At 68.3% G+C, this 18,079-nt stretch carries 18 protein-coding genes; 15 read left to right on the top strand and 3 right to left on the bottom strand.

The features are described from left to right. Positions 1–23 precede the first annotated feature (23 nt). Positions 24–1,352, bottom strand: coding sequence for a GAF domain-containing protein (locus MST3598_RS17925; RefSeq protein WP_029260800.1), 1,329 nt, complete (start codon positions 1,350–1,352; stop codon positions 24–26). Positions 1,353–1,428: 76 nt separating this feature from the next. Then, positions 1,429–1,995, bottom strand: coding sequence for a TetR/AcrR family transcriptional regulator (locus tag MST3598_RS17930; protein ID WP_029260801.1), 567 nt, complete (start codon positions 1,993–1,995; stop codon positions 1,429–1,431). A gap of 510 nt (positions 1,996–2,505) precedes the next feature. Between MST3598_RS17930 and MST3598_RS18790 the strand changes: the two genes are divergently transcribed. Genes MST3598_RS18790 through MST3598_RS17945 form a run of 3 tightly spaced genes read left to right on the top strand, consistent with a single transcriptional unit; the run spans position 2,506 to position 3,411 of the window. Beyond that, positions 2,506–2,637: a hypothetical protein gene (locus tag MST3598_RS18790; RefSeq protein WP_269320237.1), complete on the top strand. Its 132-nt coding sequence runs from the start codon at positions 2,506–2,508 to the stop codon at positions 2,635–2,637. Between the two features lie 56 nt (positions 2,638–2,693). Next, positions 2,694–3,032, top strand: a complete 339-nt coding sequence (locus MST3598_RS17940) for a FitA-like ribbon-helix-helix domain-containing protein (RefSeq protein WP_157749871.1) — start codon at positions 2,694–2,696, stop codon at positions 3,030–3,032. Continuing rightward, on the top strand, positions 3,019–3,411 hold the full coding sequence (locus MST3598_RS17945; protein ID WP_046399039.1) for a PIN domain-containing protein: 393 nt from the start codon (positions 3,019–3,021) through the stop codon (positions 3,409–3,411). The genes MST3598_RS17940 and MST3598_RS17945 overlap by 14 nt, the downstream gene beginning before the upstream one ends. Before the next feature lie 6 nt (positions 3,412–3,417). On the opposite strand, the gene MST3598_RS17950 is transcribed toward MST3598_RS17945, so the two are convergent. After that, complete coding sequence (locus tag MST3598_RS17950) at positions 3,418–4,845, bottom strand: CCA tRNA nucleotidyltransferase (protein ID WP_029260804.1); 1,428 nt, start codon at positions 4,843–4,845, stop codon at positions 3,418–3,420. Between the two features lie 283 nt (positions 4,846–5,128). Between MST3598_RS17950 and MST3598_RS17955 the strand changes: the two genes are divergently transcribed. From MST3598_RS17955 to MST3598_RS18800, 12 genes are all read left to right on the top strand, one after another. After that, the gene (locus tag MST3598_RS17955; protein WP_029260805.1) at positions 5,129–7,675 is read left to right on the top strand and encodes a purple acid phosphatase family protein; all 2,547 of its coding nucleotides are present in this window, start codon (positions 5,129–5,131) and stop codon (positions 7,673–7,675) included. A 138-nt stretch (positions 7,676–7,813) separates the two neighbouring features. Beyond that, a complete protein-coding gene (locus tag MST3598_RS17960) occupies positions 7,814–8,455 on the top strand; it encodes a hypothetical protein (RefSeq protein WP_029260806.1) in 642 nt (213 codons plus the stop codon). A 98-nt stretch (positions 8,456–8,553) separates the two neighbouring features. Further along, a complete protein-coding gene (locus MST3598_RS17965) occupies positions 8,554–9,579 on the top strand; it encodes an Lrp/AsnC family transcriptional regulator (RefSeq protein ID WP_021201411.1) in 1,026 nt (341 codons plus the stop codon). Between the two features lie 115 nt (positions 9,580–9,694). Continuing rightward, entirely contained in the window at positions 9,695–11,185 is a 1,491-nt protein-coding gene (locus MST3598_RS17970; RefSeq protein WP_029260807.1) for an aldehyde dehydrogenase family protein, read from the top strand. Beyond that, on the top strand, positions 11,182–11,940 hold the full coding sequence (locus tag MST3598_RS17975) for a gamma-glutamyl-gamma-aminobutyrate hydrolase family protein (protein WP_096359661.1): 759 nt from the start codon (positions 11,182–11,184) through the stop codon (positions 11,938–11,940). The genes MST3598_RS17970 and MST3598_RS17975 overlap by 4 nt, the downstream gene beginning before the upstream one ends. Further along, on the top strand, positions 11,937–12,407 hold the full coding sequence (locus MST3598_RS17980; RefSeq protein WP_017829890.1) for a DUF3830 family protein: 471 nt from the start codon (positions 11,937–11,939) through the stop codon (positions 12,405–12,407). Before MST3598_RS17975 ends, MST3598_RS17980 begins: the two co-directional genes overlap by 4 nt. A gap of 41 nt (positions 12,408–12,448) precedes the next feature. Continuing rightward, positions 12,449–13,528 (top strand): extracellular solute-binding protein, encoded by a 1,080-nt coding sequence (locus tag MST3598_RS17985; protein WP_021201408.1) that lies wholly within the window; start codon positions 12,449–12,451, stop codon positions 13,526–13,528. Beyond that, positions 13,525–14,352 carry an ABC transporter permease gene (locus MST3598_RS17990; protein ID WP_021201407.1) on the top strand — a complete coding sequence of 276 codons (828 nt, stop codon included), beginning with the start codon at positions 13,525–13,527 and terminating at the stop codon, positions 14,350–14,352. The genes MST3598_RS17985 and MST3598_RS17990 overlap by 4 nt, the downstream gene beginning before the upstream one ends. 2 nt (positions 14,353–14,354) lie before the next feature. Next, positions 14,355–15,155: an ABC transporter permease gene (locus MST3598_RS17995; protein WP_029260809.1), complete on the top strand. Its 801-nt coding sequence runs from the start codon at positions 14,355–14,357 to the stop codon at positions 15,153–15,155. Continuing rightward, entirely contained in the window at positions 15,155–16,198 is a 1,044-nt protein-coding gene (locus tag MST3598_RS18000) for an ABC transporter ATP-binding protein (RefSeq protein WP_096359663.1), read from the top strand. Before MST3598_RS17995 ends, MST3598_RS18000 begins: the two co-directional genes overlap by 1 nt. A gap of 67 nt (positions 16,199–16,265) precedes the next feature. After that, positions 16,266–17,549, top strand: a complete 1,284-nt coding sequence (locus MST3598_RS18795; protein ID WP_269458656.1) for an alkaline phosphatase family protein — start codon at positions 16,266–16,268, stop codon at positions 17,547–17,549. Further along, positions 17,441–18,031, top strand: a complete 591-nt coding sequence (locus tag MST3598_RS18800) for an alkaline phosphatase family protein (RefSeq protein WP_269458657.1) — start codon at positions 17,441–17,443, stop codon at positions 18,029–18,031. Before MST3598_RS18795 ends, MST3598_RS18800 begins: the two co-directional genes overlap by 109 nt. Positions 18,032–18,079 lie beyond the last annotated feature (48 nt).

Genomic DNA, 18,079 nt, shown 5'->3' on the forward strand with positions numbered 1-18,079 from the left:
TTGCGCCCGGTTGCAGGCCGCGGTCAGGCCTCGAGGCGCTCGATCCTCGCGACGAGCCCTGCGCGCTTCGGCGACCGGGCGGGGAGCATCTCCAGCGCGAGACGGAGTGCCTCGGCATCTCCCTGCCCCTCGGGGATCTCTGCGTAGGAGAGCAGCACGTCGAGACTCGCCTCGGACAGCATCGCTTCGCGGAGCGCTCCCCTCACCGACTCCCGGAACTCCTCGACGCCGGGCGAGGTCGACTCGGGGAGCACCGGACCCCGATAGGCGGTGAGCGCCACACGGTGCGCGCCGCGATCGAGCAGTGACAGCACGTCATGTGCGTCGGTATCGAGGGCGACGGGAAGGCGGTACGGGCGCGACTCGGGCACCAGATCGGGGGTCGTGCGCTCGAGCACCTTGCGCAGGCGAACCATTTCCGGGCGGAGCGTGTCGGGCGAGACGCCCGGGCCGTAGACGAGCTCGCAGAGGCGCTCGGCCGAGAGACCCTGGCGGTGCACGGCCAGCATCAGCAGGATCGCCGCGTGGCGTGCGCTGAGCTCGATCATGGACTCGTCGTGTGCGGACTCGGTCTCCAGGCGGGCCCGATCCCGGCCGAGCACATGCAGCGTCGCGCGCGCGGTCGCCGGCATGCGTCCCTTCGTCACGCTGGTTCGCGGCCGGGACTCCTCGCTCCGTCGGCGCAGACGAGCCACCATCAACTCCGACTCGACCGCGCGGGCCGTCGCATCGACCAGCAGTCGCGCCTGCAGCGAGACCACCTCGGGGCCTCCGGTGATGTCGATGACTCCGAGCACACGCTGCGTCTCGGGGTCGCGGACGGGCGCAGCCGTGCATGACCACGGATGCACGAGGCGGTTGTAGTGCTCCGCGCCGCGGATCTGCACCGACTGGCCGAGGGCGAGCGCGGTTCCGGGGGCGCTCGTGCCGACGGCATCCTCCGACCAGTTCGCACCGGCGACGAAGCCCATGCCGTCGGTGAGCGAGCGCAGCTGATCATCCCCCTCGATCCAGAGCAGGCGTCCGGCCTGGTCGCCGACGGCGATGATCACTCCGGTGTCCTCCGCCTCGCCGGGCAGCAGCAGCGCACGGATCATGTCCATCACCGAGGCGAGAGGGTGGGCGAGGCGGTAGGCCTCGAGCTCGTCGCTGACCAGTTCGAGCGGAGGAGCGCCTTCGGGTCCGACCCGACCGCGCCACGACCTCTCCCACGACTCGCGGACGAGGGGGCGCACCTCTTGCAGGCGCCGGTCGTCGAGATTGCCGGCGAGCAGCTCTTCGTGCGCACGCTCGATGAGCAGTCGCGATGTCGGGGGGAGGGACTCGCGGGATACCTGCCACGGCGCAGACACAGCGGTCTCCGATCGTCGAGAGCGTGCGTTGCCTCAGTGTACGAGCAGCGCGGCCCCGAGGGAACACCTCACCGCGTCAACGGAGGAGGCCGGCGACGAGGTCGTCGATCACCTCGTCCGTCGAGGTGTCCGGATCGATCGGCGTGGTGAGCCGGTCGAGCAGCAGTCCGTCGATCGCGTAGTGGAAAAGCGCGATCTCGCGCCGTCCGCCCGGGAGCCCTGCCGCGGTGTTGAAGGCGATGTCGCCGTCGAAGCCGGCACGTTGCCAGGCGCCCAGCACGGCGGCGACCTCGGGGCGTCGGCCGCCTTCGAGTCGCAGCTCGAACAGGGCGAGCGTCACGTCTCGATCCTCGGTCAGCCTTCGCACGATGTCGCGGATGTAGTCGGCGAACAGCGCGGGGCCGGGTGGCACGTTCGCGCGGCGCTCGAGATCCTCGGGCGTAGGAGCGAGTCGCTCTCCGATTCGCTCGACGAGTCCCTCGATCAGGGCGTCCCGACTGCGGAAGTAGTTCGATGTGGTGCCGGTCGGAACCCGCGCGGCGACGTCGACCGCGCGGTGCGTGAGACCTCTCGACCCTTCCCGTGCGAGCACCGTGAGTCCCGCATCCGCGATCGCCCGCCGCCGGGAGTCGTTCTTGACCATGGGAAGAAGACTAGCGCAATCACTACGCCTGTTGTACTGCAACTGCGACAAATGTAGTGATTGGAGCATCATGCGAGAACTCGTGTACTACGCCGCCGTCACCCTCGACGGCTACATCGCCGGCCCGAACGGCGAGTTCGACGCGTTCCTCGTCGAGGGCGACCACATGGACGGCATCAATCGGCGCTTCGCCGACACCCTCCCGACCGCCGCGGCCGCAGCGCTCGGGATCGCACAGAACCGCGACGTCTTCGACACGGTGCTGATGGGATGGAACACCTACGCCGTCGGCGGGGTCTCCAGCCCCTATGCGCACCTTCGGCAGATCGTGTTCAGTCGCACGAGGAGCGCAGAGGCCGAGAACCTGCAGGTCACGTCCGAAGACCCCGTCTCGGTGGTGCGGCGACTGAAACAGGAAGACGGCGCCGCCATCTCTGGCTCTGCGGCGGGGGCGCCCTGGCGGCGACACTCGCCGACGAGATCGACCGACTCGTCCTCAAACGACAGCCCTTGCTGTTCGGCTCGGGCATCCCCCTGTTCGGTGAGCGCCCGTATCGCCCCGAGAGGTTCGATGCCGTGCAGACCGTTGCCTACGAAAGCGGCGTGGTGTTCACCGAACTGGAGCGTCGGCGCGAGGGGTGATGCGAGAGATATCTTCCTGCTAGCATTCTGCTGTCAGGAGGCGGAATATGGCGACCGTGACCATCCGGAATCTCAGCGACGATGTCGTCGACGCGCTGAAGGAGCGTGCCCGACAGAACTCCCGCTCGATGGAGGCCGAGGTGCGCGACGTGCTCACGCGATTGGCGAAGAACAGCGCGAGCGGGCTCGAAGCCGACCTGGCGCAGCGGATGGCCCGTCCGCGCCGATGGTCGGTCCCATCAAGCGAGATCATGGCGAGGGTGGATGCGAACCCGTCGACCCCGGAACATGACAGGATGCGTCGGGCATGGGCGGCGGAGCTGGAGGCGGACAGGCAGAATCCCTTCTTCCTCGAACCGCTCCGGGACCCGTGGGAGAGTCGTGATTCTTCTTGACACGAACGTGCTGATCCAGCTCGACAGCGTGCAGTTGCCCCCGGACGACGTGGCTCTGAGCGCCATCGTCTACGCCGAACTTCAGCTCGGAGTCGAGCGTGCGACAGATCCGGTTCTTCGCCGCAGCCGCCGCAACGAACTGATGCGCCTCTCCTCACTCCTCGAAGCCGACTGGCTGCCGTTCGATCGGGCAGCCGCGGAGGGATACGCCCGCCTTGCGTCGGAGGTGATCCTGACCCGTCCCGCACATGCCCGGAGCAAGGACCTCATGCTGGCCGGGCACGCCTACGCACTCGGCGCCGCCCTCCTCACCTTCAACCCGAAGGACTTCGAGCTCGTCTCCGGCGACGTCGAGATCATCGTCCCCGAACTGCGCTGAGACAGGTCAGCCGCGCGCGGCCCACCACTCTCGAAGCCGCTGCTCGGCGACATCGGGGCCGAGCACGCCCTCGTCCAGGCGCAGGTCGAGGAGGAACCGGTACGCCTCGCCGACCTCGCGTCCGGGGCTGATGCCGAGCACCTGCTGGATGCGGTTGCCGTCGAGCTCCGGACGGATCGCGTCGAGCTCCTCCTGCTCGCGGAGTGCGGCGATGCGCGACTCGATGTCGTCGTAGGCGCTCGCGAGACGACCGGCCTTGCGCTTGTTCCGCGTGGTCACGTCGGCGCGGGTGAGGATGTGCAGGCGCTCCAGCAGATCGCCGGCATCGCGCACGTAGCGACGCACGGCCGCATCCGTCCAGGCCCCCTCGGCATAGCCGAAGAAGCGCAGGTGCAGCTCGATGAGCGTGGCGACGGCGTTCGTGGTCTCGGTATCGAAGCGCAGCGCCTGCAGCCGTTTGCGCGCCATCCGCGAGCCCACGACGTCGTGGTGGTGGAACGTGACGACTCCCCCGGCCTCGAGCTTGCGCGTGCGGGGCTTGCCGATGTCGTGCAGCAGTGCCGCGATGCGCAGGGGCACGTCGGGCGCGGCGCCGGGGTGCCGGAAGTGCTCGAGCTCGATCGCCTGGGCGAGCACGGTGAGCGAGTGCTCGTAGACGTCCTTGTGGTGGTGGTGCTCGTCGACCTCGAGGCGCAGTTCGGTGACCTCGGGCAGGAACTCGTCGATCAGCCCGGTGTCGACCAGCACGCGGATCCCGCGCACCGGGTCGTCGGTCTGCATGAGGCGCACGAGCTCGGACTGGATGCGCTCCGGACTCACGATCTTCAGCGTCTCGCGGAGCTCGGCGATCGCCTCGGCCGTGGCCTCTTCGACGCGGAAGCCGAGCTGGGCGCTGAAGCGGGCGGCGCGCAGCATGCGCAGGGGGTCGTCGCCGAATGAGATCCGGGGGTCCGCCGGGGTGCGCAGAACACCCGCGATCAGATCTTCCACGCCACCGGTCGGGTCGATGAGCTTGACCGACGGCACCTGCAGGGCCATGGAGTTGACGGTGAAGTCGCGGCGCACGAGGTCGCCGTCGATCGTGTCGCCGAACTCCACCGTGGGCTTGCGGGTCACACCGTCGTAGCTGTCGGCGCGATACGTCGTGATCTCGACCTGTTCGCGCTGCACGCGCGCGCCGATCGTGCCGAACGCCCGGCCGATGTCCCACTGGGCGGTCGAGATCGGCGTGACGATGGTCAGGATCTCGTCGGGCGAGGCATTGGTCGTGAAGTCGAGGTCATGGGTCGCGCGTCCGAGCAGCGCATCGCGCACCGGACCACCGACGACGGCCAGATCGAAGCCGGCCTCCTCGAACGCCGTCGCGAGGGTGCGGACGACCGGATTCTCGGCGAGCGCACCGAGACGGGCGAGGCCGTCAGCCATATTGAGCATGGGTTCCAGCGTACCGGGGTGAGCCGTTCGTGCCGGGGCCGTCTGCTGCCCCTGCCTCTTCTCCGAGCCCTTCTGCGAAAACCCAGACCGTCCGCCCGCGCGCCGGCGCGCCACCCCTCGACACGCCGGTCCCCGCGACGTCGGTCTCCGTTTCGGCCGAAGGAGCGTCGGTCGCGGAGTTCACCCACCCTTCTCTTCGGGGTCAGACGCCGGTCATCCGTCTTCGATGGGGTGGAGGGGCCTCGTGCGGCTGAGCACGGAAACCCCACCTCGAAGGACTGACATGACCTCCCCCACCCCTGCGGTGCGGTGGCGGCGTCGCGGACTGACGTCCGTCGCGCTCCTCGCCCTGCTCGGCGGCGCCGTCGTCGCCCCCGCGGCTCTCGCCGCACCCGACCCCGAGGTGCCGACGGGATCGCTCATCACCGGCGACACCTCCTGGCACTACCTCGACGACGGCTCCGACCCGTCTCCCGCACCGGCGGCGCTCCGCGACTGGACGCTGCCCGCCTATGACGACAGCGCATGGAAGACCGCTGCCGGCTCGTTCGGCGCGAAGGGCGGGAAGCTCGCACCGGTCGGTCCGCAGACGCCGAAGACCCTTCTGAACCACTACCTCGACGGTACGGCGGCCCCCACCGTCCCGACCTACTTCTTCCGCACGACCTTCGAGCTCGAAGCGGGCGTCGCCGAGCAGGTCGCGGCCCTCCAGAGCACTATCACGTACGACGACGCGATCATCGTCTGGATCAACGGCGAAGAGGTCGCCCGCTACGTCGACGGCCGCATCACCGACACCACCAACGTCGAGTACGCGGGAGACGGCAACGGCGACCCGCTCACCAGCACGTTCAGCGCCGAAGGCGACCTGCTGCACGACGGCACCAACACGATCGCCGTCTCGCTGTTCCAGGACCGGGAGACCAGCTCCGACATCTTCTTCGACATGTCGTCGCTGACCCTGGTCAAGGCATCCGCCCCCGGCACCCCGGTCGTCGCCCCGCCGACCCGCGTCATCCTCACCCCGACCGAGCAGCCTGCCGTCTCGCAGTCGTTCTCCTGGCTCGCCGGCGACGCCTCGCACACGGTCGGACAGGTCGAGATCGCGCCCTCGGCGGGCGGCGAGACCCGCACCGTCGACGCGTATGACGCGGGTGTCGTGAACGGCAACCCGAACAAGCACTTCTCGGCCACCGTGACCGGCCTCACCGCCGCCACCGAGTACCGCTATCGCGTCGGCCTCCCGGGCAGCTGGAGCGACTGGTTCACTTTCCGCACCGCGGATCCGTCCGCGACCGACTTCCAGTTCATCTACTACGGCGACGCGCAGATCGGCCTCGACACCACGTGGCCGAGCGTCGTGAAGCAGGCGGAAGCCGCCGCGCCCCGGTCGATCGGCTCGGTGCACGCTGGCGACCTCATCAACACGTCGAGCAACGAGAACGAGTGGGTCAACTGGTTCAAGGGCATGAAGGACTCGGCCGTCCGCACCAACGTGATGGCCGCCCCCGGCAACCACGAATACTCGGGCGACAAGCTGCTCACGGCGTGGAAGGCCGCGTTCGAATACCCGCGCAACAACCCGTCGACGAGCTCGATCGGCGAGCTGGCCGACCTCGCCAAGGGCGACTCCGCCGTGGCGCAGCAGTACCGCGCGTTCTTCGACCACTGGAGCTCGTTCGCCGCCGAGACCGCGTACTACACCGACTACCAGGGCGTGCGTTTCATCACGCTGAACGCCACCCGCGACACGACCTTCCTCACCCCGGCCGGACTCCCGTCCTGCACGGGCACGGAGTGCCCGTCGTCCCAGATCGGCACGCTGTGGACCCGCTTCCAGGGCGCCTGGCTCGACCTGCTGCTGCAGAACAGCCCGTCGAAGTGGAACGTCGTCACGTTCCACCAGCCGGTGTTCTCGGCATCCGAGGGTCGCGACGAGCCGGTGCTGCGCGCCGAGTGGCTCCCGGTCTTCCAGCGCAACGACATCGACCTGGTGCTCATGGGCCACGACCACACCTACGCTCGCGGCTACGTGAACACCGATGCCACCGAGACCCCCGGCCTCACCACCGGCCCGGTCTACGTCGTGTCGAACTCGGGCGCAAAACACTACGACCTCGAGACCCCCGAGAAGAACGTCTGGACCAACAACGGCGCCACCCAGGTGCTGCGCGGGCAGGGCGTGACGACCTACCAGGTCATCGACGTCTCGAAGAACCAGCTGGTCTACCGGTCCTACCTCGCCGAGAAGCAACCGGGCGCCACGACCGAACTCCCCGTCGGCGCCGTCTACGACACGTTCACCGTGACGAAGTCGGATGCCGGGGAGAAGTGGGTCACCGAGGCCGGCGTCACGCCTCCGGTCACGCCGGAACCCGAGGTTCCGGCCAAGGTCGAGCTCGGCGCGGCATCCGTGAAGGCCGGCGGCACGGTCACGGTATCGGGCAGAGGCTTCGCGGAGGGCGCGCAGCTGCGACTCGAGCTGCGGTCCGACCCGGTGCAGCTGGGCACCGCCACCGCCGGTGCGGACGGATCCTTCCAGCGCACGGTCACGATCCCGGCGAACACCCCGGCTGGCGCGCACACGCTCGCGGTGATCCTGCCCGACGGCACCGAAGTCACCGCGGCCCTCACCGTCGCAGCGGCAGCCGGTGGCGGAGCGGTGGCACCGGGCAACGGCGGCTCGACAGGCGGCGACCTCGCCACCACGGGTGCCGACAGCGCGCCGTACATCGTCGCAGCCGTCGTGCTCCTCGCCGCCGGCCTCGGCCTGTTCGCGATGCGCCGTCGTCGCCGTCACGCCGCGGTGGAGACGACCGAGGCGGAGTAGTCCGCACGAGAGGGTGCCGTGCCGTCTTCGGACAGGCCGGCACCCTCTTTCCCTGCACAGATATCCCATCGATAACGATGCGGTTTCCGCTGCTCACGGGCAGCCATCCCCTCCTCCACACACCCCTACGCTCTGGACATGCGCCCTCACTCTCGCCTCATCCTCGCTTCGGCCACAGCCGCACTCCTGGGCTTCTCGCTCACCGCCTGCGCCCCGGCGAGCACAGACGGCTCGGTGACGCCGTCATCGTCATCGTCGCCGGTCGCCTCTCCGTCCCCCACGCCTGCGGACCGGGTCGTCGAGATCTCGGTCGACGGCCTCTCGGTCGACGACGGCGCCGTGATCGCGTACGACGACCCTGACGGCGCTGTCGCCGCCCTCACCGACGCCTTCGGATCGGCTCCGACGGAAGGAACCGTCGAGGGCCCCTACGGCGCCGTGTACTCCGGAGACGACTGGCAGGGCACGAAGGCGACGGTCCGCGAGACCCGTATCGACCTGGTCGTGTCGGCGGATGCCCCCGGTGTGATATTCCGCACCCCGGAGGGCATCGGCATCGGTTCCACGCGCGCCGAGGCGATGGCCGCAGGAGCGGTGGACGGCTGGGATGAAGACGGCGACGGCGTCGCCGACTACCTGAGCATCGGCGTGCGAGAGGTTCCCGGCACGTCATCCCTCGTGAATCCCGGAGAAGTCGGCGTGGAGTACATCGACCTCAAGATCACCGGCGATGTCGTGACCCGCCTCAGCACCGGAGGCAACGACTTCAGCGACATCTGAAGCGAATCCGGACGCTGTCGACAAGACTCCCCATCGCCTGACGGAACCGCCGACTGAGATAGCCTTCACCCGAGTCCGTCCCCGGTGAAGGAGAGCAAGTGTCCGCGAATGATGTGATCGCCGACGAGACCGATCGGATCGTCGCCGCGGCCCTGCAGGTGAACGGCCGCGCGTCGTGGGGCGAGATCGCTCGCGTGGTCGATCTGCCCGAGCGCACGGTCGCCCGTCGAGGCCAACGGCTGCTGGATCGAGGACTGGTCCGCGTCTCCACCTACGTCGACCCGGCCCGCGTCCTACACGCCCGCGCGGTGCTGTTCCGCATCACGACCGAGCCCCATGCCCTGTGGCACGTGGCACGCACGCTCGCGCGGCGGGCGGACGCGTCCTCGGTCTCGGTGCTCGAGGGCAGCAGCGACATCGCCGGAATGCTGCTCCCCCACGATGACGCCTCCATCCGCGAGCTGCTCTTCACCGACTTCCCCGAGCTCGACGGCATTGACTCGATCAATGTCACGACAGTGCTGAAGTTCTTCCGCTCGGGGCACGACTGGCGCGCGGGAGTGCTCACCGACGAGCAGGCGCGCATGCTCGACGAGTCGTCCGGATCCGAGGTCGACCCCGCCGATTCTCTGAGCACGGACGAAGAGGCGCTCATCCGGCTGCTGCTGAAGGACGGACGGATGCCGGTCGCTCAGCTTGCCCGATCGCTGGGACTGAACGTCACGACCACCCGGCGCCGGATGGAGTCCCTGAGCCGTCGCGGTCTGATGCATCCGCGGACCGAGGTCGTGCCGAGTCTGTTCGGGTTGGGACTGGAGGCGCTCGTCTGGCTCCGGGTGCCGATGGCGCGCCTCGAGAGAGTGGGAACCGCCCTGGCGGCAGCGCCCGAGGTGAAGTTCATCGCCGCGACCACCGGCACCTCGCAACTGCTCGCCAACGTGCTCGTGAAAGACGCCGACGAGTTCTACGAGTTCCTCACCGGGCCGGCCGTGGCGGGCCACGAAGGCCTCGAGGTCGTGGAGTCGCTGGTCGTCATCACGCCGGTGCTGCGTGGGTCGCTGATCGTGGATGAGGCACCCGAAGCACTGGCGAACGACATGCCCACCGGCGCCATCCGCCTATAGTCTGATTCTGTTACTGACATGTAACGAAATGGCGAGATCGTTCTTCAACGCTTGACCTAGTGGCGAAATAGGGCAAGTATCCTCTCCAGGGCCATCACCCCTGGAGAGGACGACCGTGTTCACGGCAACGGGAGACGACTGGGCGGATCGCGCGGCGACGCTGCCCCTGCGCACGCGCTTGTTCATCGACGGTGCGTGGGAGGAGGGCTCGGCCGAGCCACTGACGCCGGTGAGCCCGCGCGACGGACGGACGCTCCCGCCGATCAGCGCAGCCTCGGTGGGCGATGTGGACCGTGCTGTGCGCTCGGCGCGCGCGGCATTCGACTCCGGGATCTGGTCGCGGATCGCTCCCCGCGAGCGTGGACAGCTGCTGATCGCGTTCGCCCAGAGGATCCACGACAACGCCGAAGAGCTCGCCCTCACCATCTCGCTCGAGATGGGCAAGCCCCTGCGCGAGGCGCTGCAGACCGAGCTCCGCGCCGTCGTGAACTGCTTCCGCTGGTACGGCGAGGCTGCGGACAAGGTCCTCGACGAGATGCCGGTCACCGCCCCGGGCAGCCTCGCGCTCGTCACCCGCGAACCGGCGGGAGTGGTCGCGGCCGTCGTGCCCTGGAACTTCCCCCTGACCATGACCGCCTGGAAGCTCGCCCCCGCTCTCGCGGTCGGCAACAGCGTGGTGCTCAAGCCCGCCGAGCACACCACCTTCTCGGCGCTCCGTCTGGCCGAGCTCGCACACGAGGCCGGGATCCCCTCCGGCGTCCTCAACGTCACACCCGGCACCGGCCAGGTCGCCGGCCGTGCTCTCGGCGAGCACCATGACGTCGACGTCGTCACCTTCACGGGCTCGCCCGAGGTCGGCCGCAAGTTCCTCGGCTATTCGGCGGCGTCGAACGGCAAGCGCGTCTGGCCGGAGCTCGGTGGCAAGACCGCCAGCCTGGTGCTGCCGGATGCCGACCTCGAGCGCGCGGTGCGGGCCACCGCCGACGGCTGCTTCTACAACCAGGGCCAGATGTGCACGGCCTCGTCGCGTCTGCTGGTCCCCCGCGCCCAGCGGGAGCGTGCCCTCGAGATCGCCGCCGACGTCGCACGCACGACCCTTCCCGCCGACCCCTTCGAGGTCACGACCTCGATGGGCGCGATCGTCAGCGAGAGGCAGCTCGCGGGCATCGCCGGCTTCGTCGAGCGCGCCCAGGCGGAAGGCGGCGAACTCGCGGCCGGCAGCCCCGAGCGGTTCCACGCCGTCGATGGTGGCAGCTACTTCGCCCCGGTCGTGCTCGGCGTCACTTCCCAGCACGAGGTCGCGCAGCGCGAGGTGTTCGGCCCCGTGCTCTCGGTCATCGCCTACGACGACGTCGAAGACGCCCTCGAGATCGCGAACGGCACCGAGTTCGGACTCGCCGCCGCGCTCTGGAGCACCGACCTCAACGCCGTGCACACCCTGTCTCGGCGCCTGCGCGCGGGCATCGTCTGGGTCAACTGCTTCGAGGAGGGCGACATGACGATCCCCTTCGGCGGGGTGAAGGGTTCCGGCTTCGGTCGCGACAAGAGCCTGCACGCGCTCGAGAAGTTCACCGATCTGAAGACGACCTGGATCGAGCTCTCATGACGCGCCCGTTCATCGGCATCACCACCTGGCGCCGGTTCATCGACACCGATCTCGGGGCCGGCCGCGCGGCGCACACCCTGGGCACGGAGTACGCCGCCCCCATCGAAGCGGCCGGCGGTGCCGTCGTTCTCCTCCCTCCGACGGCGAGCGTGGACGAGGTGCTCGACCGCCTCGACGGGCTGGTGCTCTCCGGCGGCGAAGACGTGCACCCCTCGCGCTACGGCGCCGAACCGCAGGAGGGGAAGAACTACGACCCCTCGCGCGACGGCTTCGAGATCGAACTCGCCCTCGGGGCACGCCGGCGCGGTATCCCCGTACTCGCGATCTGTCGCGGACTGCAGGTGAGCAACATCGCCTTCGGCGGGTCCCTCGTGATCGATATCTCGACCACGGAACACCACCAGCCGGTGCGCGCCGCCGACCAGCAGCTCGCCGCCCGGCATCCGATCGTCCTCGCGGACGGGAGCCGGCTCGCCGCCCTCTACGGCACGCGGGAGCGGATCGTGAACACCATCCATCACCAGTCGATCGACGTTCCCGCCCCCGGTGTCCACTCCGTCGCCTGGGCGCCGGACGGGATCGTCGAAGCCGTCGAGTCCGACGACGACTGGCCCTTCTGGGCAGTGCAGTGGCACCCCGAGAAGATGATCGACCCCGATGAGGCCGCAGAGGAGATGCCGCTGTTCACGGCGTTCGTCTCGGCCGCCCGCGAACGAGCAGCGGAACACCCCGCTGCGGAGAAAGGAACACGATGACCAAGCAGGTCTTCCTCGAGTACGAGAACGGCGTCCGCGCCGTCGCCACCCTGTTCGAGGACCTCGCCCCTCGCACCTGCGAGGCCATGTGGGGTGCGCTGGAGAAGCCGGTCACCATGCAGGCGATGCACGCGATGTATGCCGGACCGGAGGTCATGGTCGGGCTCCCCGAAGAGGCTCAGAACTTCGACCCCGAGAAGGTGCCGTTCGAGAACCAGCAGGTCGTGCCCGCACCGGGTGATCTGCAGTGGTACTGGCAGCGACCCATGCAGATGGGTGGGCTGCCGTTCGAGTGGTACGAGATCGGCGTCTTCTACGATCGTGGTGCCCGTACTCTCGGCCCGCTCGGATGGACACCCGTCAACATCTGGGGCGGCATCACCGAAGGACTCGCGGAGTTCGCCAAGGAGAGCGCGGCGATCCGCATCGACGGAGCCAAGCAGCTCACCATCGGACGCCTGGTCTAAGGCGTCTACTCAGTGCTGGACCCATCCCGAAGGAGCAGTGCATGAATACCCGAAGAATCCTCACCACCGGAGCGCTCGTCGCCACCGGAGCCCTCGTCCTCGCCGGCTGTGCTGCCGGTGACGACAGCGCATCGTCCGGCGACAAGGAGTTCGCCGGCGAGACCATCGTCGTCACGTCGTTCGGCGGCGACTGGGAGAAGGCCTTCATCGAGGCCGTCGTCGATCCCTTCGAGGAGGAGACCGGGGCGAAGGTCGAGCTGATCACGCTGTACAGCGCCGACGCCCTCGCGCAGGTCACCGCCCAGAAGGCGAGCCCGCAGATCGACGTCGTGCATTTCTCCGGAGGGCAGGAGTTCACCGCGGCCGCAGACGGTCTCATCGCGCCGATCGCCGCCGACGAACTCTCCGAGACCGGCGACCTGATCGACCTGGCCACGGCCGGACTCGAACGGGGCGAAGGCCCGGTCATCCAGCTCGCGCCGATCGGGCTCGTGTACAACACCGAGGCGGATGCGCCGGCACCCACCTCGTGGTTGGATCTGTTCGACGAGGCCTACGCAGGGCACGTCGCCCTCACGGACTTCTCGAACACGTACGGCGTGCTCTCGATGCTCCGGGTCGCCGACGCGCTCGGTGGTGGCATCGACGACCCATCGCAGGCGATCAGCGATCTCGGGGCCCTGGCTTCCTCGGGCGACGCGATCGTCGTCCCGACCTCGCCCGATCTGCAGACCGCCTTCGCCCAGCGCGACACGTGGCTCGCACCGTACGCGATGGACTACGCCGGCACGCTGCAGGACGCCGGCCTTCCGGTAGAGTTCATCGTCCCGGAAGAAGGCGTCACCGCCTCCCTCATCACGGCGAACGTGGTCGAGGGCCGGGACAACCCCGACCTCGCGAAGCTCTTCATCGATTTCGAACTGCGCCCCGAAGCACAGGCCGTCTTCGCGGAGAACATGCGGTACTCGCCGGTCAACACCAAGACCGAGCTCTCCGACGAGGCTGCGGACGCGGTGCTGACGGGTGACGAGCTCGAGACGGTCGTCGTCTACGCTCCGGGCGATGTCGCGGCTTCGCGACCGGCCTGGACCGATGAGTGGAATGCGCTGATCACCAAATGAGTGTGCGAACCCGTAGGGAGCCCTGGCTCCTGCTCCTGCCGGCGATCGTGCTGCTCGCGCTCGCCTTCATCACCCCGGTGGCTGGCATGCTCCTCATGAGCGTGCAATCGTCGGCAGGCGGGTTCACCCTCGACAACTTCACCCGGTTGTTCACGAGTGAGTATCACCTCCAGGCGGCGCTGCGCTCGCTCCGCCTGGGGGTGATCCAGACGGTGATCACCCTGCTCATCGCCATCCCGCTGTCCTACGTGATGGCGCGCGCCGGATCCAAGGTGCGCTCGTTCCTGCTGATCGTCGTGATCCTCCCGCTCATGACGAGCGTCGTCGTCCGCACGTTCGGGTGGGTGGTCCTGATGGGACCGTCAGGGCTCCTCATGAAGATCCCCGGTGCCGAGTTCCTCGTGAGCGGCACCCAAGGCTTCCTCGGAACCGAGACCGGTGTCGTGATCGCGATGGTGCAGGTTCTCCTCCCGTTCGCGGTGCTGAGCATCCTCGGCGTGATCTCGGGCATCCGGCCGCAACTGGAGGAGGCCGCACGCACCCTCGGCGCCGGATTCTGGCGCACACTGTGGCACGTCGTCCTCCCCCTCGCGATCCCCGGCATCGTCGCCGGCGCCTCGCTCGTCTTCGTCCTGTCGGTGAGCTCGTTCATCACCCCGCGCTTCATCGGCGGCGCGCAGATCCCGGTGTTCGCGCAGACGATCTACATCGATGCGACCACCAACCTCGACTGGTCGTTCGCGGCCGCGCAGGCCGTGCTGCTGTTCGCCGGGGTCATGCTCGTGCTCGCAGCGACGTCCCGACTCGGGAAGCAGAAGGTGTGACCATGGTCCGTTCCGTTCCGATCCTCGGCAGGGTCCTCGCCATCGTCCTCGGCGTCGTGGTGACGCTCTACATGCTCGTGCCGCTCATGGTCGTCGCCGGAGCCTCGATCGGCGAGAACCGCTTCCTGACCTTTCCCGGTCAGGGCTTCACGCTCGAGTGGTACGTCGAGGCGCTCACCTCCGACACGTATCTCGAGCCGTTTCGGCTGAGTCTGCTGGTCGGCATCACGGTCGCGATCGTCGCCGCAGCCATCGGCACCGCAGCCGCTCTCGCCCTCACCCGCTTCAAGGTCCCCGGCGGTGCCGCCATCCAGGGGCTGCTGATGTCGCCGCTGACGATCCCCACGATCATCCTCGCCATCGGCGCACTGTCCATCTCCTCACTCACGATCGGGTCGCCGAATGTGGGTGTCCTGATCGCGATCCACGTCGTGATCGCGATCCCCTATGTCATGCGCACCGTCACAGGTGTCATGACCAGGGCCGATCACTTCACGGAAGAGGCGGCACGCACCCTGGGCGCCAGCACCTGGAACCGCTACCGCCTGGTCGTGCTCCCCATCGCCCGCCCCGGCATCGCCGCCGGCGCGTTCTTCGCCTTCAACATCTCGTTCGACGATGCGGTCATCGCCCTCTTCCTGCGTACTCCGCAGCTCGAGACCCTGCCCATCGCCATCTACGGCCAGCTGGAGTTCAGCACGTCGCCCACCGTGGCCGCCGTCTCGACTCTCATGGTCTTGCTCACCGTCGTCCTCATGATCGTGCTCGAACGCATCATCGGCCTGGGAAGGTTGTTCGTCTGATGACAACACTCACCATCACTGCTCTCACCAAGGACTTCAAAGGGACGAAGGTGCTCAAGGGCATCGACATCTCGATGCGTTCGGGGGAGTTCGTCTCCTTGCTCGGGCCCTCGGGGTGCGGCAAGACCACGCTCCTGCGCTGCATCGCGGGCCTCGAGTCGCCCAGCGGCGGCACGATCGAGATCGCCGGCCAGGATGTGACCGGGCTCCCGCCCGAGAAGCGCCACCTCGGCATGATGTTCCAGAGCTACGCGCTGTTCCCGCACATGAGCGTCGTCGAGAACGTGCGCTTCGGTCTGCGCATGTCGGGCGAGAAGACCAAGGCCGAGCAGAAGGAACTCGCCGTCCGTGCGCTCGAGCGCGTGCAGATGGGCCACCTGGCCGATCGGATGCCGGCACAGCTGTCGGGCGGACAGCAGCAGCGCGTCGCCCTGGCCCGTGCCATCGCGTTCGAGCCGCGCGTACTGCTGCTCGACGAGCCGCTGTCGAACCTCGATGCCCGCCTACGGGAGGACATGCAGGTCGAGCTGAAGGAACTGCACCGCACGCTCGGCCTGACCACCGTGTTCGTCACCCACGACCAGGAGGAGGCGATGAGCCTCTCGGACCGCATCGTCCTCATGAACGCAGGTGTGATCGAGCAGGAGGGTGCACCGGCCGAGCTCTACGGAGCACCGCGCACTCCCTTCGCCGCCGACTTCATCGGTGCGGCGAACCTGCTGCCTGCGACCCGTTCCGGCGCCGTGGCGACATTGGATGGCACCGCGATCCAGGTGCCGATGACCGGCGCGGGCCCCGATGGCGCCGGCGAGGTGGTGCTCCGCCAGGAGGATCTGCGGCTCTCCCCGACGATCGGAGGCGACGCTCCGGTACGTGTCGAGGTCGTCACCCATGTCTACCGAGGCGCCGACGTCGTCTACATCGTCGAGCTCGCGGGAAAGCGGATGCGCGTCGTGCGTCCGCGGCACGAGGCGCCGATCCCCGAGGGTGCGGCCGGTCTCGGCTGGCGAGAGGGTGCCGTGCTCTGGATCGCCGCGGCCTGACGGACAGATCCGCTCCTCGTCGGAGGGCGCCCTCCGACGAGGAGCGGCACCGTCGTAGGATCGCGGCATGGCCGACGAAGACTCCCCCTCCCCCGACGCCCCCCGCGATGCCTCCCGCCGAGGCTTCTTCAAGGTGGGCGGCGCCGCCCTCGCCGGCGCGGTGGTCGGCGGTGTCGGCGGCGCGGCCATCGGAGCCTCCATCGCCGGTAACGGTCGCGACGGTTTCGCGGCGGATCCTGATCCGTTCGCTGCCCTCACACCGCGCAGCGAACCCGGTTTCGATCACCTCGTCGTCGTGATGGGCGAGAACCGCTCCTTCGACAACCTGCTCGGGTACCTGTACTCGAAGGAGAACCTCCCGGCGGGCGAGACGTTCGAGGGACTGGAATTCGGCTCCTACAGCAACACCGCCTCCGACGGCACGGTCGTCGACGCGCACGTGTACGAGGGCGACACCGACCGGATCATGAGTCTTCCCGACCCGGACCCGGGCGAGGAGTACCCGCACGTCAACACGCAGATCTTCGGCACGGTCGATCCTCCGACGAACGCCGACCTCTTCGTCGACGAGATGACCGCGCCCTTCAACGCCCCGACGCGCGGCGAGAAGGCCACGATGTCGGGTTTCCTCGAGGACTACATCATCAACTTCCGACGCCTGCGCAAGGGTGTGGATCCCCGGCCCGACGAAGCCGCGCACATCATGGGCTCGTTCTCTCCCGAGATGCTGCCGGTGCTGTCGACGCTCGCCTCGGAATTCGCGGTGTTCGACCACTGGTACGCCGGAGTGCCCTCGCAGACCTTCTGCAACCGTTCGTTCTTCCACGCCTCCACGTCTCACGGTTTCGTGACCAACCAGGCCGGAGGCGGCTACCGGAAGTGGTTGGATGCGCCGGCAGCGCCCACGGTGTTCAACCGGCTCGAAGACAAGAAGGTGAGCTGGAAGATCTACATCGACAAGCTCCAGCTCGTCTCGTTCACCGGCATGCTGCATGCGGCGGTGCTGGAGAAGTACTGGCGCACCGATCATTTCGGAACGATGGAGGACTTCTACGCCGAGGCGAAGGACGGCACGCTCCCCGCATACGCCTTCATCGAGCCGCGGATGGTTTACGACCACAACGACTTCCACCCTCCTTTCGGTTCCCCCGCGAGAGCGAGATCGACGGTGAGGCCGTGTTCGACAGTGCGATCTCTGACGTGCGTGCCGGAGACCGCCTCATCCACGACATCTACGAGGCGGTGCGCACGAGCGCTTCCCCGAAGGGCTCCAACGCCGTCAACACCCTGCTGCTCATCACCTTCGACGAGCACGGCGGGTGCTACGACCACGTGCCGCCGCCCGCCGTGACGAAGCCGACGCCCGAGACCGGTCCGGGTGAGATGGGCTTCACCTTCGATCGGCTCGGGTGCCGGGTGCCGGCCATCGCCGTCTCGGCCTATACCAAGCGCGGCAGCATCATCCATGACGAGATGCATCACGGATCCGTGACCGCGACCCTCTCGCGCCTGCACGGCCTGACGCCCCTCAACGACCGGGATGAGTCGGCGAACACGCTGCTGAACGTCGTCAACCTCGACAAGCCGCGGCATCCGTCCGACTGGCCGGTGACCACCCCGGCCTACACGCCGCCCAACCCGGAGGACACGGCACCACAGCCCGGAGAGAAGGATCAGCTGAAGCCTCTCACGCCGCCCGCACGCGGTCTGCTCGGCCTGCTCCTCGCGCGCTACGGGAAGCCTGGTGAGCAGGAGCCGGAGACCTTCGCCGACGCGTACAAGCTGCTGCACGAGCACGGCGAGGAGCTGTTCGGTCCGCCGAGCGGGAACTGATCGTGGCTCTACTCGTACGGTCGGCGCTCAGTGAGCAGAACCTCCTCC

The organism is Microbacterium sp. TPU 3598 (assembly GCF_002356155.1).
In the GTDB taxonomy this organism is placed as follows: domain Bacteria; phylum Actinomycetota; class Actinomycetes; order Actinomycetales; family Microbacteriaceae; genus Microbacterium; species Microbacterium maritypicum_A.

Bases quoted from the DNA above. Each gene is read 5' to 3' on its own strand.
- MST3598_RS17930 (WP_029260801.1), bottom strand. From the start codon at position 1,995: ATGGTCAAGAACGACTCCCGGCGGCGGGCGATCGCGGATGCGGGACTC.
- MST3598_RS17950 (WP_029260804.1), bottom strand. From the start codon at position 4,845: ATGCTCAATATGGCTGACGGCCTCGCCCGTCTCGGTGCGCTCGCCGAG.
- MST3598_RS17955 (WP_029260805.1), top strand. From the start codon at position 5,129: ATGACCTCCCCCACCCCTGCGGTGCGGTGGCGGCGTCGCGGACTGACG.
- MST3598_RS17960 (WP_029260806.1), top strand. From the start codon at position 7,814: ATGCGCCCTCACTCTCGCCTCATCCTCGCTTCGGCCACAGCCGCACTC.
- MST3598_RS17975 (WP_096359661.1), top strand. From the start codon at position 11,182: ATGACGCGCCCGTTCATCGGCATCACCACCTGGCGCCGGTTCATCGAC.
- MST3598_RS17980 (WP_017829890.1), top strand. From the start codon at position 11,937: ATGACCAAGCAGGTCTTCCTCGAGTACGAGAACGGCGTCCGCGCCGTC.
- MST3598_RS17985 (WP_021201408.1), top strand. From the start codon at position 12,449: ATGAATACCCGAAGAATCCTCACCACCGGAGCGCTCGTCGCCACCGGA.
- MST3598_RS17990 (WP_021201407.1), top strand. From the start codon at position 13,525: ATGAGTGTGCGAACCCGTAGGGAGCCCTGGCTCCTGCTCCTGCCGGCG.
- MST3598_RS17995 (WP_029260809.1), top strand. From the start codon at position 14,355: ATGGTCCGTTCCGTTCCGATCCTCGGCAGGGTCCTCGCCATCGTCCTC.
- MST3598_RS18000 (WP_096359663.1), top strand. From the start codon at position 15,155: ATGACAACACTCACCATCACTGCTCTCACCAAGGACTTCAAAGGGACG.
- MST3598_RS18795 (WP_269458656.1), top strand. From the start codon at position 16,266: ATGGCCGACGAAGACTCCCCCTCCCCCGACGCCCCCCGCGATGCCTCC.